The organism is Microvirga vignae, assembly GCF_001017175.1.
Classification (GTDB): domain Bacteria; phylum Pseudomonadota; class Alphaproteobacteria; order Rhizobiales; family Beijerinckiaceae; genus Microvirga; species Microvirga vignae.
The window spans coordinates 1-13,572 of the sequence record NZ_LCYG01000100.1 but is presented as its reverse complement, the minus strand read 5'-3'; the positions used below and the strand labels follow the sequence as shown (position 1 = coordinate 13,572).

Annotated in this window: 16 protein-coding genes and 2 pseudogenes; 7 read left to right on the top strand and 11 right to left on the bottom strand. The window is 64.1% G+C overall.

The window, feature by feature from the left end; translation table 11 throughout:
* From AA309_RS27755 to AA309_RS27710, 9 genes and pseudogenes are all read right to left on the bottom strand, one after another.
* A pseudogene (locus AA309_RS27755) lies at positions 1 to 261 on the bottom strand (hypothetical protein); the annotation flags it as partial.
* Positions 262 to 361: 100 nt separating this feature from the next.
* The gene (locus AA309_RS27745; protein WP_244470520.1) at positions 362 to 1,336 is read right to left on the bottom strand and encodes a copper-binding protein; all 975 of its coding nucleotides are present in this window, start codon (positions 1,334 to 1,336) and stop codon (positions 362 to 364) included.
* 60 nt (positions 1,337 to 1,396) lie between these two features.
* Positions 1,397 to 1,687: a copper-binding protein gene (locus AA309_RS27740; protein WP_047192261.1), complete on the bottom strand. Its 291-nt coding sequence runs from the start codon at positions 1,685 to 1,687 to the stop codon at positions 1,397 to 1,399.
* A gap of 44 nt (positions 1,688 to 1,731) precedes the next feature.
* Positions 1,732 to 2,223 carry a cupredoxin domain-containing protein gene (locus AA309_RS27735; protein WP_047192264.1) on the bottom strand — a complete coding sequence of 164 codons (492 nt, stop codon included), beginning with the start codon at positions 2,221 to 2,223 and terminating at the stop codon, positions 1,732 to 1,734.
* Between the two features lie 33 nt (positions 2,224 to 2,256).
* A complete protein-coding gene (locus tag AA309_RS27730; RefSeq protein ID WP_047192260.1) occupies positions 2,257 to 3,669 on the bottom strand; it encodes a multicopper oxidase family protein in 1,413 nt (470 codons plus the stop codon).
* A 14-nt stretch (positions 3,670 to 3,683) separates the two neighbouring features.
* Entirely contained in the window at positions 3,684 to 5,171 is a 1,488-nt protein-coding gene (locus AA309_RS27725) for a TolC family protein (protein ID WP_047192259.1), read from the bottom strand.
* A 24-nt stretch (positions 5,172 to 5,195) separates the two neighbouring features.
* Positions 5,196 to 5,402 carry a hypothetical protein gene (locus tag AA309_RS27720; RefSeq protein ID WP_150117803.1) on the bottom strand — a complete coding sequence of 69 codons (207 nt, stop codon included), beginning with the start codon at positions 5,400 to 5,402 and terminating at the stop codon, positions 5,196 to 5,198.
* Positions 5,403 to 5,656: 254 nt separating this feature from the next.
* The gene (locus AA309_RS27715; RefSeq protein ID WP_047192257.1) at positions 5,657 to 6,055 is read right to left on the bottom strand and encodes a hypothetical protein; all 399 of its coding nucleotides are present in this window, start codon (positions 6,053 to 6,055) and stop codon (positions 5,657 to 5,659) included.
* A gap of 77 nt (positions 6,056 to 6,132) precedes the next feature.
* On the bottom strand, positions 6,133 to 6,345 hold the full coding sequence (locus AA309_RS27710) for a heavy-metal-associated domain-containing protein (RefSeq protein WP_047192256.1): 213 nt from the start codon (positions 6,343 to 6,345) through the stop codon (positions 6,133 to 6,135).
* Positions 6,346 to 6,547: 202 nt separating this feature from the next.
* Between AA309_RS27710 and AA309_RS36905 the strand changes: the two are divergent.
* Positions 6,548 to 6,643: pseudogene (locus AA309_RS36905) on the top strand (metal-sensing transcriptional repressor); the annotation flags it as partial.
* A gap of 315 nt (positions 6,644 to 6,958) precedes the next feature.
* On the opposite strand, the gene AA309_RS27700 reads toward AA309_RS36905, so the two are convergent.
* Positions 6,959 to 7,486 (bottom strand): Lrp/AsnC family transcriptional regulator, encoded by a 528-nt coding sequence (locus tag AA309_RS27700; RefSeq protein WP_047192255.1) that lies wholly within the window; start codon positions 7,484 to 7,486, stop codon positions 6,959 to 6,961.
* 111 nt (positions 7,487 to 7,597) lie between these two features.
* Here AA309_RS27700 and AA309_RS27695 point away from each other — a divergent pair, with 111 nt between their 5' ends.
* Complete coding sequence (locus AA309_RS27695; protein ID WP_047192254.1) at positions 7,598 to 7,894, top strand: hypothetical protein; 297 nt, start codon at positions 7,598 to 7,600, stop codon at positions 7,892 to 7,894.
* A gap of 116 nt (positions 7,895 to 8,010) precedes the next feature.
* On the opposite strand, the gene AA309_RS27690 is transcribed toward AA309_RS27695, so the two are convergent.
* Positions 8,011 to 8,673 carry a TetR/AcrR family transcriptional regulator gene (locus AA309_RS27690; RefSeq protein ID WP_047192253.1) on the bottom strand — a complete coding sequence of 221 codons (663 nt, stop codon included), beginning with the start codon at positions 8,671 to 8,673 and terminating at the stop codon, positions 8,011 to 8,013.
* Positions 8,674 to 8,782: 109 nt separating this feature from the next.
* On the opposite strand from AA309_RS27690, the gene AA309_RS27685 reads away from it, so the two are divergent.
* From AA309_RS27685 to AA309_RS27665, 5 genes are all read left to right on the top strand, one after another.
* Positions 8,783 to 9,142 (top strand): ethanolamine utilization protein EutQ, encoded by a 360-nt coding sequence (locus AA309_RS27685; RefSeq protein ID WP_047192252.1) that lies wholly within the window; start codon positions 8,783 to 8,785, stop codon positions 9,140 to 9,142.
* Positions 9,143 to 9,151: 9 nt separating this feature from the next.
* Positions 9,152 to 10,471: an NAD(P)/FAD-dependent oxidoreductase gene (locus AA309_RS27680; protein WP_047192251.1), complete on the top strand. Its 1,320-nt coding sequence runs from the start codon at positions 9,152 to 9,154 to the stop codon at positions 10,469 to 10,471.
* 70 nt (positions 10,472 to 10,541) lie between these two features.
* Entirely contained in the window at positions 10,542 to 11,540 is a 999-nt protein-coding gene (gene dctP / locus AA309_RS27675) for a TRAP transporter substrate-binding protein DctP (RefSeq protein ID WP_047192250.1), read from the top strand.
* Positions 11,541 to 11,591: 51 nt separating this feature from the next.
* Positions 11,592 to 12,119 carry a TRAP transporter small permease gene (locus AA309_RS27670; RefSeq protein WP_047192249.1) on the top strand — a complete coding sequence of 176 codons (528 nt, stop codon included), beginning with the start codon at positions 11,592 to 11,594 and terminating at the stop codon, positions 12,117 to 12,119.
* A gap of 14 nt (positions 12,120 to 12,133) precedes the next feature.
* Positions 12,134 to 13,417, top strand: a complete 1,284-nt coding sequence (locus AA309_RS27665) for a TRAP transporter large permease (RefSeq protein ID WP_200902065.1) — start codon at positions 12,134 to 12,136, stop codon at positions 13,415 to 13,417.
* Positions 13,418 to 13,572: the final 155 nt, after the last annotated feature.

Here is a 13,572-nt window from a genome sequence, read left to right as displayed (position 1 = left end):
CCGGGCCACCGCCTTGGCGGTGGTCCTGTTGTCGGCCCGCCGCCGCAGCGTGTCCCAAAACAGGACCGAGCGCTCGGCGATGTCCTTGGCATAGGCCGTGAGATCACCGAACGCTGTCCAGGGATTTTCGGACGCGGTCGCAGGCTTGGAGGAAGGGCCACTTGCCTCCCCCGATAACTTCTCGTCGCTCACGACCCGGAGACGCGCCTGGGGCTTCCGCGGGGCTGAAGGCGCGGTCGATCTCGGTTTGCCCAACGCCATCACGTTCTCCTCCGCTAGGAGCCGTAGCCGATCCGACGTCTGGGTGCCTTGATCGGCATCAAGAGCTTGGCGGTGCAAGCGGGCTGCCGGTGCGCAGCCGCTACTTCCCTTTCTGGATTCTCACGACGCTGATCTGGCCATTCACGCGGGCGGCTTGGAACCGGATCCGGTCGCCGGCCTTCACGCCTTTCAGGACCGTCGGGTCCTGCGTGCGGAACACCATGGTCATCGCGTCCATGTTCAGGTTCGGGATCGGCCCATGGTCGATGGTGATCTTGCCGGCGCCCGTGTCCACCTTCTCGACAGTCCCCAAAACGGTGGGCAGGTTCGCCGCCGCGACTGGCTGGACCGCGGACTGGCTCGGAGCCGATTGCGCTCCGCCGCTCCCGAACCTCACGACGGAGATCTGCCCGTTCACGCGGTCGGCCTGGAACTGCACCCTGTCTCCGGCCTTCACGCCCTGGAGGAGGGCAGGATCCTGAACCCGGAACACCATGGTCATGGCGTCCATGTCGAGGTTCGGGATCGGGCCATGATCGATCGTGACCTTACCCGCGCCCGCGTCGACCTTCTCCACCGTTCCCGAAACCATCGGGAGCTGGCTGGCGGGAGCCTGCGCGGCGGGTTGCACCGGAGCGGCGGCCTGGACCTGCGGGGCCGTCGCGGCCGTCCGGTCGAGCGGCCCGGAGCCGTGCGGCGCCTGGTTCGCCTTGGCGCGGTAGTCGGGCTGGCGGTTTCGGACCTGCCAATCCTTCAGCTCGGAAATCTGCTTCTGCTGCTCGTCGATGATTCTCTGCGCCATCCGGCGGAGCTGCTCGTCGGCGCCGTGCTCCAGTTGCGTCCGGGCGAGAAAGATCAGGTCCTCGTGGTGGGCGATGAGAAGGGCGGCGAAATCCCTGTCGGGCTCGCCGGCGAGTTTCATGTCCTTGAAGCGGTCGTCCATGACCTCGCGGACGCGCTCATAGGCGGCTGGCGCCCCCTTGGCGGGCTGGGCCTGCGCGGGATGGTCCGGGCCGATGGCGGCGAGGGCCAGGACGGTTCCGACGGCGGTGAGGGTGACGGTCAGGCGTTTCATGCGGTTTCCCTCTGTTGAGGCGGACGAACCGCCCCGCGGAATTGAGGCCGCGGGGCGGGCTTACGAACCCTTCTTGATCGAGGTGACGGAGATCTGCCCGTTCACCCGGTCGGCGGTGAACTGGACCTTGTCGCCGGCCTTGATGCCCTTGAGCAGGGCCGGATCCTGGGCGCGGAACACCATGGTCATGGCTTCCATGTCCAGGTTCTTGATTGGGCCGTGGTCGATGGTGATCTTGCCCTGCGCGGTGTCGACCTTCTCGACGGTGCCGGGGACCATCGGCAGGTTCTGCGCGAGGGCGGTCCCGGAGAGGCTCAGGGCGGCGATCAGGCCAAGAGTGATACGTTTCATCGGAAACTCCTTTTCGGATCTTGATGATGAGGGGACTGGAGCCGTCACTTGACGACGACGGTGCCGTGCATGCCGGACTCGTAGTGGCCGGGGATCAGGCAGGCGAACTCGAAGGTGCCAGCCTTGGTGAAGCGCCAGACGATCTCGTTGGAGCCCTTCGGTGCGAGACGCTTCCCGTTCGGGTCGTCGTGCTCCATGTCCGGGTTCTTCTCCATGGCGATCTTGTGCTTGGCGTTGCGCTCGACCGTGTCGAGCATAAACTCGTGATCCACCTGACCGTGGTTCTTGAGCACGAACTTCACCTGGTCGCCGCGCTTGATCTCGACCTTGTTCGGCTCGAACAGCATCTTCGCGTCCTCGGTCTCCTTCATGGTGACCTCGATGGTACGGGCGACAGGCTTCTTCGGATCGCCCGGTTCGCCAGCCGCGAAGGTCCGGTGGCTGTGGCCGGCCTCACCGGGCCCTGCAAGAGCCAGGGTGGTCGACAGCGCCAGTGCCGCTGCGGCGCCCATGAGAGTGGATAGACGAAGCTTCATCGATTGCTCCTTTGGCATCGGTTCTCGTCGAGATCAGTGATTGTCGTGGCCGCCGGCGGTGCGGACGGGTCTCTTGCGTGGATCGATGGCGCGGAACTCCGTCGCCTCGGCGCCGCTGCCGGGTGATGTCGCGCGGGCAGGCTCGGCGAGCTTCTCGCCCGTCCACTCGTACGCGACCGTGCCCTCAGGGTGCTTGTACCAGCCCGGGTCCTTGTAATCGTCGGCCGCCAGGCCCGGCCGCACCTTCACGACCGAAAACATGCCGCCCATTTCGACTGGGCCGAACTGGGCGAAGCCCGTCATCATCGGCAGCGTATTGTCCGGGAGAGGCATCTCCATCGAACCCATCTCACCCATGCCGCTGCCGCCCATGGGCATGTAGCCTGGCGCAACCTTTTTGATGGCGGGCGCGGTCTTCTTCATGTTCACGCCGATGTAGGTCTTCACGTCGTGGCCCATGGCGTTCATGGTGTGGTGCGACTTGTGGCAGTGGATCGCCCAGTCGCCCGGCGCATCGGCCACGAATTCGAACGCGCGCATCTGGCCGACCGCCACGTCGATGGAAACCTCCGGCCACTGCGCCGTCTCCGGCACCCAGCCGCCGTCCGTGCCGGTGACCTTGAAGTCGTAGCCGTGCATGTGGATCGGATGGTTGGTCATGGTCAGGTTGCCGAACCGGATGCGGACCTTGTCGCCCTGGCGCACCACGAGCGGGTCGATGCCGGGAAACACGCGCGAGTTCCAGCACCAGAGATTGAAGTCGAGCATCGTGTTGACCTTTGGCACGTAGCTTCCGGCCTCGATGTCGAAGGCGTTGAGCAGGAACACGAAGTCACGGTCGACGCGGCGCTCGGCCGGATCGCGCGGGTGCACGACGAAGAAGCCCATCATGCCCATCGCCATCTGGACCATCTCGTCCGAATGCGGGTGGTACATGAACGTGCCGGACTTCTGGCAGATGAATTCGTACACGAACGTCTTGCCCGGCGGGATGTGCGGCTGGGTCAGGCCGCCGACACCGTCCATGCCATTGGGCAGGAGCTGGCCGTGCCAGTGCACCGCCGTGTTCTCCGGCAGCTTGTTGGTCACGAAGATACGCACCTTGTCGCCCTGGACCGCCTCGATGGTCGGACCCGGCGACTGGCCGTTGTAGCCCCAGAGATGCGCCTTCATGCCGGGCGCGAGCTCGCGCACGACGGGCTCGGCGACGAGATGGAACTCCTTCCAGTCGCCGTTCTGCCGCCAGGGCAGGGTCCAGCCATTGAGCGTGACGACAGGCTGGTAGTCCGGCCCGCTCCTGGGATAGAGCGGCGGTTGCATCGTGGCCTCGGTCATGATCGGCGCCTCGGGCAGACTGGCCGCCTGCGTGCGCCCGCTCACCATGGAGGCTCCGGCAAGGGCCAGCCCGCCCGCGCCAAGGAAACCTCTCCGCGATAGATCGGTCATGTATGTCTCCCTTGTCAGTGTCCGCCAGCGCCGCCACCGCCGGCGGCTGCGGCCACGGATTCCCCACCGCCTTCGGCACCGCCACCCGAACCGCCGCCGACGAGGGCAGCCTTGAGATCGGTGGCGGCGATCCAGAAGTCGCGGCGGGCGTTGATGGCGTCGACGTTGCTGAGGATGCGGGCACGGGCATCGAGGATCAGCTGGCTCACGTCGACGAGCATGCCGCTGTACTGGAGCAGGGCCTCGTCCTGGATGCGCTTCTGCAAGGGCAGGACGCGGCTCTGGTAATGGCGGGCAAGGTCGTAGTTGCCCCGGTAGCGCAGGTAGGCCTCGCGCGCCTCGGAGCGCACGTTGACGGCCCGCTCCGCCAGGCGGTTGGCCGCCGCCATGTAGGTCTCCTGCGCGTTGCGCACGCCCACCGCGCCGAAGTCGAAGATCGGGATCGTGAACTCGACTTCGAGACCCCGGCGGTTGATCTTCTCCTTCTCGAGTGCGACCTCGCCGTGATCCTCCGTGACGGACTTCACGCGCTCGTAGCTGGACAGGCCGGCGAGCTCGATGTCGGAGATGAACCGGGTAGCGTTGGTCAGGCCGTACTGCCCCGCGACGGCGCCCAGGTCGTGCCGAAGCGCCTGGAGGTCGACACGCCGCTCCAAGGCCCGGCGTTCGATGTCCTGCGCCGAGGCGATCCGGGCGGGCAGGGGTGGCAACGAGTTCGGCAGGCGGAAGTCGATGTCGCGGCCCCACAGCCCGAGCTGCCGGATCAGGCGCTCGCGGGCGACCTTCTGCTCGATCCGGGCGCGGGCGAGCTGGGCGCCGAGTTCCTGGTAGAAGGCATGCTCACGGGCCTGCTCCAGCTTGTTGAGGGCCCCGCTCTCGCCGAGTTGTCTGGCAAGCTCGGAGGCGGTCTCGGCGGTGCCGAGCGCCTGCTGCATGAAGGCGACCTGCTGGCTGGCGGCGATGGCCCGGTAGTATTCTCGGCGCGTCTCGGCCGCGAGCCGGAGCACGGCCTCGGCGGTCCGGAACTGGGCGGCGCGGAAGCGCTGCTCGGCGACCGCGGTCCGGGCGGGAAGGGTGGCCAGCTCGAATAGCCCGATCAGGATCTGGCGCTCGATCTCCAGCTCCAGGCTGCCGCCGAGGCGGGACAGGGAGATCGTCGGGTTTGGGGGCAGGCTCGTCTGGATGTATTCGGCCTCCGAGACGCCGAGTTCGTTGAATGCGGCTTGCAGGCCCCTGTTCTTGAGCAGCGCGATCTGGACCGCACTGTCCGGCGTGAGCGGGCGCCTCACCAAGTCCTCGACCCGCTGCTGGATACCGACGGCCTCGGCCTCGCTGGTGATCTTGACGACGTCCTTGCCTAGCTCGGTGTAGGCGACCGTCTGGGCCGGGGCGAGCCCGGCATCGGGCGAGAACGAGACGCAGCCACCGAGCAGGAAGGTGGCGGCGACGCCCCCGAGCAGCCGCAGCCTGCGGGTTGGTCCCGCGAAATTTTTGGCAGTCATTGTGTGGTCTTCCTGGCGCATGGGTCACCGGCCGCGTGGGGCGGCATCGTCGCTGTCGTCCCGCTCCGGATCGGGCACAGGAGCGACGCGGCGGTTGAGCTCGCGCCAGTCGAGGGGCTCGACGACGTCGTAGCCGCGCACGCCCGCGGTGACGGAGGAGTAGGCCGGCGGGCGGACGCCCACGGCAGGATCGGCCGCCGCCACGACATGGGAGGGGTGTTGGGAAGGCATGCAGGCAGCCAGGCCGAGGCCGAGTGCCGCGAGTGGAGTGAGCTTCAGCATGGGATCCGTCTTCGGGCGGACCTCCGCGGCAGGGTCGACGTCAGGATTGCTGCGGGGGCGGCATGCGTCCGCCCCTCATCACGGGCCTGGCGTTCTGATCACTGGGTCGGGAGGATGTCCGGTTCGAGCTTCAGGTCGGGCATGGCTGGGCCTTGGGACGCAGTCATGCCGATGCGTGCGGGCGTCACACGCCCGCGCCTGGCTCAGACGGTTCGTGGGGGCCTGTCGAGGCCACCTGCGGTGATGCCCTCGACCTGCTCGTCGCCGGGCAATGCAACTGGGATCGTGGACATCGCAGGAGAGGAGAGGTCAGGAAGTACACTGGCCTGGAAGGCATGACAGGTGCCCATGCTGCAACAAACGGGGCCGGAGCAATCGTGCGAGCCCTGGTCGTGATCGGCCGCAGCACCCAGGTCGGTGCCGTGCGACCCAACCCCGTCAGGATGCTCGTGATCCCCGCCGAGGGCGGCATGCGTGTGCCCCGCGCCGGCTGTCGCGGCGTGCGGATGCCCGGCCGACGCGGCCGCCTGCGGCACGGAGATCGGGAAGATCGCCATGGTGAACGCAAGCAGAGCAACGATGAGGGTGCCCACCAGCCGCAAGGGGGAATCGCTCCTGTTCGTTAGAAGCGGGTGTGTCCCACGAAACGATGGCATGAACAAGTCGGGGGGCATGGCGGTCAGCCCCACGGCTGGAGAACCGGGGCGGCCGCATAGCCGGCGTCCCGCAGGGCACGCAGGAGCGCGGACTCAAAGCGAGCGGAGATGACGCGGATCGTGCGGGCCGGGAGGTCGGCCTCGATGTGGGCCGCGGGATCTATGCCGTGCAAGGCTCGTGTGACGAACCCCAGGCAGCCACCGCACGTCAGGCCGGGCACGTGGAAGAGATGCATCGTCGGGATCCTCGATTCGCTCTGGTCCCAACCCTTCTGAACCTTCCCATCATGGTAGAGTCAAGTGCCGTGCATCCTTGGTGCGAACAAGTCGGCCACGGCATGGCCAACCCGACACTGGGAAACATCAGGAAGAGAAGGGTTGCAATGGCCTGGGTAAATTACTGTACCCCCTACCGTATTTTGTGCGGAGCAAGCGGTCATGGCCCACACCACCAAGGACAAGGCGAAGCTTCTGGCGCGGGTGCGCCGGATCCGCGGCCAGGTCGAGGCCGTCGAGCGTGCCCTGGAGGCGGAGCCGCTCGGGCCCTGGAAAGGTCTGGCTTGCCAGCCCTCCCACGGTCGCGGCCAGCGCCATCGCGGGCGAGCTGATTTCGTTTGAGGAGCTTCAGGCGCGCTTCAACACGAGACTGGGTCGTTGACGTGGTAGTCGGGAGCTCTCAGAGGTCGTGTAATCTCCGAGAACTCACGACGACTTCATCTGTATCGCAGTAGACGAACCGACCCGGGGCGAAATCCGCCCTTCCAGCCTGGAGAACGAAGCGCCGATCGCATTTGTGCCGTCGAAGGAGCCATGGGCCGGAACATGACCTGCTCTGGGCGGTGGTCGGGATTACCTGTCCGTCAGCAGCAGGGGATCGACCGAGATGGCTCTCTTCAGTTCACGGAGGGCAAATGTCGAGCGCGAATGGCGGATGCCCGGAATCCGGTAAAGGCTTTCCCTCAGGAAGCGCTCGTAGTGCTCCGTGTCCGCAACCGCCACCTTGACGAGGTAGTCGTAGTCTCCGGTCACCAGATGCGCCTCGACCACCTCCGGGATCTTCGCCAGTGCATCGCCGAACTGCCCGAGCATGTTCTCGTCGTGCCGGTCGAGCGTCACCTCAACGAAGACCACGTTCGGTACCCCGATAGCCCTGTGGTTGAGGACCGCAACATAACCATCGATGGCACCACTGGCTTCCAAGCGCTTCACGCGTGTCCAGCAGGGGGATTGGGACAGGCCCACCTTCTCGGCAAGTTCGGCCATCGTGAGCCGGCCATCGCTCCGGAGCGCCGAGAGGATCTTGCGGTCCATCCGGTCGAGGGATGGCCTGTCACGGCCGAGCCGATGCTCAGAATGGCTGTTCTGTCTCACCGTCATTTTCCCGCATTCTATCCTTCAAGCAGATCATAGGCTGCCCATTTCAGCAAGAAATCCCGGCCGGACACCGATAAGTTCTTCTCAGGTGAGGTGTTCATTTCGGAGGGTAGGATGCGGGCAGAACCGATGCGGGAGATCGTTGTCGAGGCCGTCTTCAACGATCCATACGACGGGGCAATCCGTCTCCTCAGCGACGCCCAACGCTTTGGCTTCGACCTTCAGAGCCTGACGCTTGCAGCCAAGGCGGATGGGATCGCGTCGGCAATCGTCACCCTGCGCGTCCCGATCTCCGTCGACGCGGAACTGGTCTCCGCCAGATTGGCTCGCCATCCCGCCGTGCAGCGCGTGAGTGCTCGGACAGACTCCGGCGAAGTCCTCCTCGACTGTCTGCAAGCGGTGGCAGCATGAGATCTCCCCAACGCGGGAGGGACTGCCCCGGCACGTTTGTCAGGACGGTGCCGCTGCGGGCGCACCCATTCCGCCAACCTTGGGATGGCCCGTGTATTTCGTGCCACGGTAAGGGCCTACGGATCAGGCGACCCTAAGTGCTTGCTGCGATAAGCGGCTGCGGCTTCCGAATCCATTGGCACTCCGGTGAAGGTCTCATAATACGCCTCCAGGTAGCTGAGCCGCTGGGCGAGGGGCTCCTCCAGACTAAGTGCGTAATAGCCGATCTGGGTGAAGTAAAAGATGCGGGCGCGAATGAAGGCCTCGGGCGAGCCATAGCCAAACCGGGCGAACAGCGCTTCTATCGCCCTCACCCGTATATCGTCGGCTTCGGCAACAGCGCTCCGCACGGCGTCCGACCGGCGCGCCCAATCCCGCATGGCTTGATCGAGCCGCGGATCAAAACGTCCGGGATCAATCCACGCATCAAAGATGGCCAGGATTCCATCCAACAGCGTTCCAGCCCCCTCGATGGCGCTCAGGATGGCTGCGGTGTTCTTCTGCGACCAGAAGGCAATCAAGCCATCGAGCAGATCGTCGCGATCCTTGAAATGCCAGTAGAAACTGCCGCGGGTCACGGAAAGGGCATCGGCTAGGCGAGTGATCCGGACCGCCTCGATGCCTTCGCTGAGGAAAATCTGCACCGCTGTCGCAAGCCAGTCCGAGCGCCCCAGGCGCCGGGCTGCCTCGTCATCCTGGCCGCCAGCTGCGGCTTTCCGCAGCAATTCTTGATCGCTCATTGACCCGGTCCAAACATATGTGTACGTTCACCAAACAGACATGTATGGAAGCATACAGCCCCGCACGGATAATACAACTAAAACGTCACCGTGCTACATGGAGGAAACAATGAGTGAGCCCAAGGCGCCGCCACGCGTCCGGCGGTTCTCCGACTTGACCTTTGTGCCGCGCGCCCAGAAGGGCGACATGGCCCAGTTGGCCGAGGTTTCGGGACCCTCCGATAAAACCGAACTCGGGACCGGCTACGTGCGCCTTACCGATGCACGCATCGACTGGACCGTCCAGTATGACGAAGTTCTCTTTGTGCTCGATGGCAGCCTGCGGGTGCGGACACAGGACGGCGTCCTCGAGGCCGGCCCGCACGACAGCGTCTGGTTGCCGGCAGGAACCGCGCTGACTTACGAGGCGGAGAATGCCCTCGTCGCTTACGCCATCCATCCTGCGAATTGGGCAATCAGGCAGAGCTGAGGACGCGGCATGCCGAAAATAAATGTTCTTCCGGCTGACGACAACACCAACGGCTGGAGCCGCATACTTCCGCACCGAATGCCAAATCCACCCCTTCAAGGGATTGTCCGAGCCGACTGGGTCGTGATCGGAGCTGGCTTTGCAGGTCTTGCTGCCGCTAGGAGGCTCGCCGAGAACCGGCCGAATGACAAGATCGTCGTCATCGAGGCGCAGGAAGCCGGCGAGGGCGCCTCTGGCCGCAACTCGGGCTTCGCGATCGACTTGCCGCACAACGTCGGCAGCTCCATGGAGGAGCTCGAGGCCTCGCACCGCTATCTGCGACTGGCCCGCGCCGGAATCGATTATCACCGCCAGCAGATTGAGCGGCATGGGATTGCCTGTGACTGGAGCCCTGTCGGCAAGTACCATGCCGCGGTTTCCGAGCAGGGCGTCAAGGAAGTTCTGGAGCCCACTGTAAAGGAACTCGATCGCCTCGGAGAGCCCTACACCTGGTACGACAAGGCCGCGCTCGGGGGAAAGCTCGGTTCTCCGCACTTCGCTGCGGCGGTGTTCACCCCTGGAACCGTCCTGCTGAACCCGGCCGCCCTGACTCGGGGTCTGGCCGACAGCTTGCCTGAAAACGTCAGCGTCTTTGAGCATACCCCGGTCATCGAGGCCGACTATCGCAATGGCGTGACGCTGACGACCCCTAAAGGAAGTGTCCACGCACCGGTGATGATCTTGGGCGTGAATGGCTTTGCGGAGCAGTTTGGCTTTTACAAAGGGCGGCTGCTTACCTTTGCGGCACATGCCAGCCTTAGCCGACGCCTGACCGCCGCGGAGTACAAGGCCCTGGGCAGCATCGAGCCATGGGGGCTGACCCCGGCCAACGCTTTTGCCGGCATCACTATGCGACTGACGCCGGACCGCCGCATCCTCATCCGGCAGAACATTCATTTCTGCCCGAGCTTCCGGCAATCGGATGAGCGGCGGCGGAAGATCCAGGTCGAGCACAAGCGGCTGTTCGACGAGCGGTTTCCCATGCTCACCAACGTGGGCATGGAGCACACCTGGACCGGGTACATCTGCTTGTCCCGTAACGGAGCGCCCGGGTTCGGCCGTGTCGCATCCAACGTCTACACGGCCGTCTGCCAGAACGCGGTCGGTGTGGCCAAGGGCACGATCAGCGGGCTGTTGGCGGCCGATATGGCTTGCGGCGTGGACAATCCGCTGATCGCCGACATGCAAAGCCTCGGCACGCCGAGCAGTGTCCCGCCGCGGCCCTTCCTGGACGTGGGCGTCCGGACCCGTTTCGCCTGGGAGTTATGGCGCGCCAGACACGAAGCCTAGGCATCTTGGCTCCCCCTTAGTCACCGGAGAGTGGCATCGGGGAACGGAGCCTCAACCCAAGGAGGAAGACATGGCAAAGAAGGCAAAGGTACTCGCACTCGCCGCAATACTAGCGGCCTCCATCTCAGTGGGCTTCGCTGAAGCGAAGACGCTGAAGATGGCCACCGACTCCGGAGCAAAGGGATCGCCTGCGGGCGCGGCCATTGAGGCCTGGGCCAAGGCAATCGAGAGCGGGACGAAAGGCGACGTCAAGGTATCGATCTACTATCAGAATGAACTCGGCGGTCAGCAGGAGGTGTTCGACTTGCTCGTGGCCGGCGATGTCGATCTGATGCTGAACTGGCCGCTGACCTCGTACGACAAGCGCATCGGTGTCCTGTACACGCCCTACATGTTCACCACCTGGGAGGAGGCGCTTGAGGCCTACAAGCCCGGCGGCTGGCTCAACAAGATCCTGGACAATGTCTACTCTCAAATTGGCCTGAAATTCTTTGGCGCATGGCCCGAAGGCTTCAACGGCGTCGCCACCAAGGGGCGGTTCGCCACGACGGTCGACGGCGCGAAGGGCATCAAGGTCCGCGTGCCGCCGGTGTTTCCCTTCAGCGAGACATTACAGGCGCTCGGCTACCAGACGGCGACTGTCGATTGGGGCGAGCTCTTCAGCGCCATTCAGACCGGCGTCGTGGATGGCGACGCCGCTAACGTGATCTACTGGGATTACGAGTACTTCCGCGACGTCCTGGATCATTATGTCCAGACCAAGCAGCAGTTCCTCACCGGCATGCTGACCATGAATCTCGAGGAGTGGGAGGCGTTGACGCCCGAGCAGCAGAAGGTCGTGCAGGACGCCGCCCTCTCCGTGATGCAGAAGCAGTTCAAGGAGGCCCGCGCGCTGGACGAGTCCTTTGTCGAGAAGTGGAAGGCGAAGGGTAACAAGTATATCGAGCCCAAGCCCGAGGAGATCCAGACTCTTGCCCAAAAGGTCCGCACCGAGGTGTGGCCGCGGCTGGAAAAGGACATTGGCTCGGAGCTCATGAAGCCCGTTCGCGAGAACTCCGCAAAGTTCTGATGCCTCACTCCGGGGCTCCTTCTGAGCCCCATCCTCCCGTAGGAGGCCACCATGTTAGCCAAACTTGCACAGCTTGATCGGATCACCTCGAAAGTCCTGGATTGGGTGGCACTCGCAGCAAGTGCGTTTGTCGCCGGTCTCCTCGTCTTTCTCGTGTTCTCCCGTTATGTCCTCAACTGGTCCATTGTCGGGCTGAACGAGCTGAGCGTTCTGGCCGCAATGTGGCTCTACATGATCGGTGCGCTGATTGCGAGCCGACGGCGCGAGCACCTCGTGGTTGACCTCGTGCCACAGCTCCTGAGCAATCCCTGGGCCCAAGCCGTGCACCGGGTGTTCGTTGCCCTCGTGACCCTGGTGATTACCTGCTTCTTCGTCGCCTGGACCTACCAGATGTTCGCCTGGGGTGTGAAGCGGCCTCAAACCATACCAGCGCTCGGGCTCCCGCTGTGGGTGTCCCAAGCCGCAGTGGGTGTCGCTGCAGTGGGCTGCTGCGCTTATGCGCTGCGCGATGTCGTCACCGGGATGCGAGCCTTGGCAGAGGCCAAGCGCGCGTCCCAACCTCTGACAGGGAGGGTTTAGGTATGGACGGACTGATGGCTATCCTCCTGCTCGTGGTCCTGTTGATGCTTGGCATCCCAGTGGCGTGGGCATTCGCCGGCGTCGTCGCTTACCTGACGTTAGTCTATGACGTGAACCTCAGTACGTTGATGCTCCAAGGCTTCCGATCGCTGAACTCAGTTGTCCTTCTGTCACTGCCGTTGTTCGTCCTCTCAGGATACCTCATGCAGTCGGGGGGAATCGCGCGGCGCCTCGTGGAATTCATCGAGGTGCTCGTTCGTGGCCGGCGAGGAGGGCTTGGTGCTTCAATCGTGCTGGCTTCGGGCGTCTTCGGCGCCATCGCCGGAACGGCGACGGCTGCTGTTGCCGCCATCGGGACGATCATGATCGATCCCATGGAACAGCGAGGATATCCCCGCGGCTACTCCTCGGCTCTTCTGGGGATCTCGTCGCTGCTCGGCATTCTCATTCCACCGTCCATTACGATGATCCTCTTTGCGGTGGCGACCCAACAATCGGTAGCCGCCTGCTTCGTGGCGTCGATTGGGCCAGGTATCCTCCTGATCATCGGCTTGATCCTCTTCAACTGGTTCAGTGTCGGCCGCCTTGTTCATGAGAAGGCGTCAGCCGCGCTCCCAGAGTTCACCGGCCGGTCACCCGGCAGGATCGCGGCGGCCGCTCTGCCCGCTTTGTCCTTGCCGGTTATCATCCTCGGCGGGATTTATGGTGGGATCTTCACTCCGACTGAGGCTGCTGCCGTGGCGGTCCTGGCGGCGCTTATCATCGGGTTCCTTATTTACCGGGATCTCACGTGGGGACGCCTTCGCGAGAGCGTCATTGCGGCTGCCGAGACCACCGGCTCGATCATTCTCATCCTGCTGTTCTCGTTCATGATCGGCCGTATCCTGGTTGCTGAGCGCGTCCCGCAGGAACTCACCGAGGTTGTCAGCGCGCTGGTCAAGGAACCGATCATGATCCTGCTAGCGGTAAACGTATTCCTGATTATCGCCGGCGCGTTGATTGACGATGTCTCCGTAACCGTGGTCATTGCGCCGTTGTTCGTCCCGCTGATGGCGTCGGTTGACGTGCATCCGGTACATTTTGCGTCGATTGTGGCGGCGTCCGTGGTGATCGGGGCCAACAGCCCTCCTATGGCACCAATCCTGTACATGGCATGCAGGATCGGGAAGGTCTCTGTTCACAAAGCAGTTGGGCCGGCGCTCCTGATGATGGCCGTCGTCGCATTGCCCGTCATGATTATCACGACCTTCGTTCCGGAGCTCTCACTCTACCTGCCGAGAGCCCTTGGTCTCCTGTGACGAACAGCTCGTGCGCTTGAGGTCCTATCATCGGCAGGGAAGGTCGTCTTTTGGCACTGAGCTGAAGTTAACCGAATGTCCGGACCTGCGGGGTTAGTGGACCTCTACACGGGCGCGCTTAAGGGCCGTGTTTGACCCTGGTTGTGTAAAAACGC

Coding starts and splice junctions, on each gene's coding strand:
- AA309_RS27665 (WP_200902065.1), top strand. CDS start 12,134: ATGGCTATCCTCCTGCTCGTGGTCCTGTTGATGCTTGGCATCCCAGTG.
- dctP (WP_047192250.1), top strand. CDS start 10,542: ATGGCAAAGAAGGCAAAGGTACTCGCACTCGCCGCAATACTAGCGGCC.
- AA309_RS27730 (WP_047192260.1), bottom strand. CDS start 3,669: ATGACCGATCTATCGCGGAGAGGTTTCCTTGGCGCGGGCGGGCTGGCC.
- AA309_RS27695 (WP_047192254.1), top strand. CDS start 7,598: ATGCGGGCAGAACCGATGCGGGAGATCGTTGTCGAGGCCGTCTTCAAC.
- AA309_RS27685 (WP_047192252.1), top strand. CDS start 8,783: ATGAGTGAGCCCAAGGCGCCGCCACGCGTCCGGCGGTTCTCCGACTTG.
- AA309_RS27710 (WP_047192256.1), bottom strand. CDS start 6,345: ATGCATCTCTTCCACGTGCCCGGCCTGACGTGCGGTGGCTGCCTGGGG.
- AA309_RS27745 (WP_244470520.1), bottom strand. CDS start 1,336: ATGAAACGCCTGACCGTCACCCTCACCGCCGTCGGAACCGTCCTGGCC.
- AA309_RS27740 (WP_047192261.1), bottom strand. CDS start 1,687: ATGAAACGTATCACTCTTGGCCTGATCGCCGCCCTGAGCCTCTCCGGG.
- AA309_RS27700 (WP_047192255.1), bottom strand. CDS start 7,486: ATGACGGTGAGACAGAACAGCCATTCTGAGCATCGGCTCGGCCGTGAC.
- AA309_RS27735 (WP_047192264.1), bottom strand. CDS start 2,223: ATGAAGCTTCGTCTATCCACTCTCATGGGCGCCGCAGCGGCACTGGCG.
- AA309_RS27670 (WP_047192249.1), top strand. CDS start 11,592: ATGTTAGCCAAACTTGCACAGCTTGATCGGATCACCTCGAAAGTCCTG.
- AA309_RS27720 (WP_150117803.1), bottom strand. CDS start 5,402: ATGCCTTCCCAACACCCCTCCCATGTCGTGGCGGCGGCCGATCCTGCC.
- AA309_RS27680 (WP_047192251.1), top strand. CDS start 9,152: ATGCCGAAAATAAATGTTCTTCCGGCTGACGACAACACCAACGGCTGG.
- AA309_RS27725 (WP_047192259.1), bottom strand. CDS start 5,171: ATGACTGCCAAAAATTTCGCGGGACCAACCCGCAGGCTGCGGCTGCTC.
- AA309_RS27690 (WP_047192253.1), bottom strand. CDS start 8,673: ATGAGCGATCAAGAATTGCTGCGGAAAGCCGCAGCTGGCGGCCAGGAT.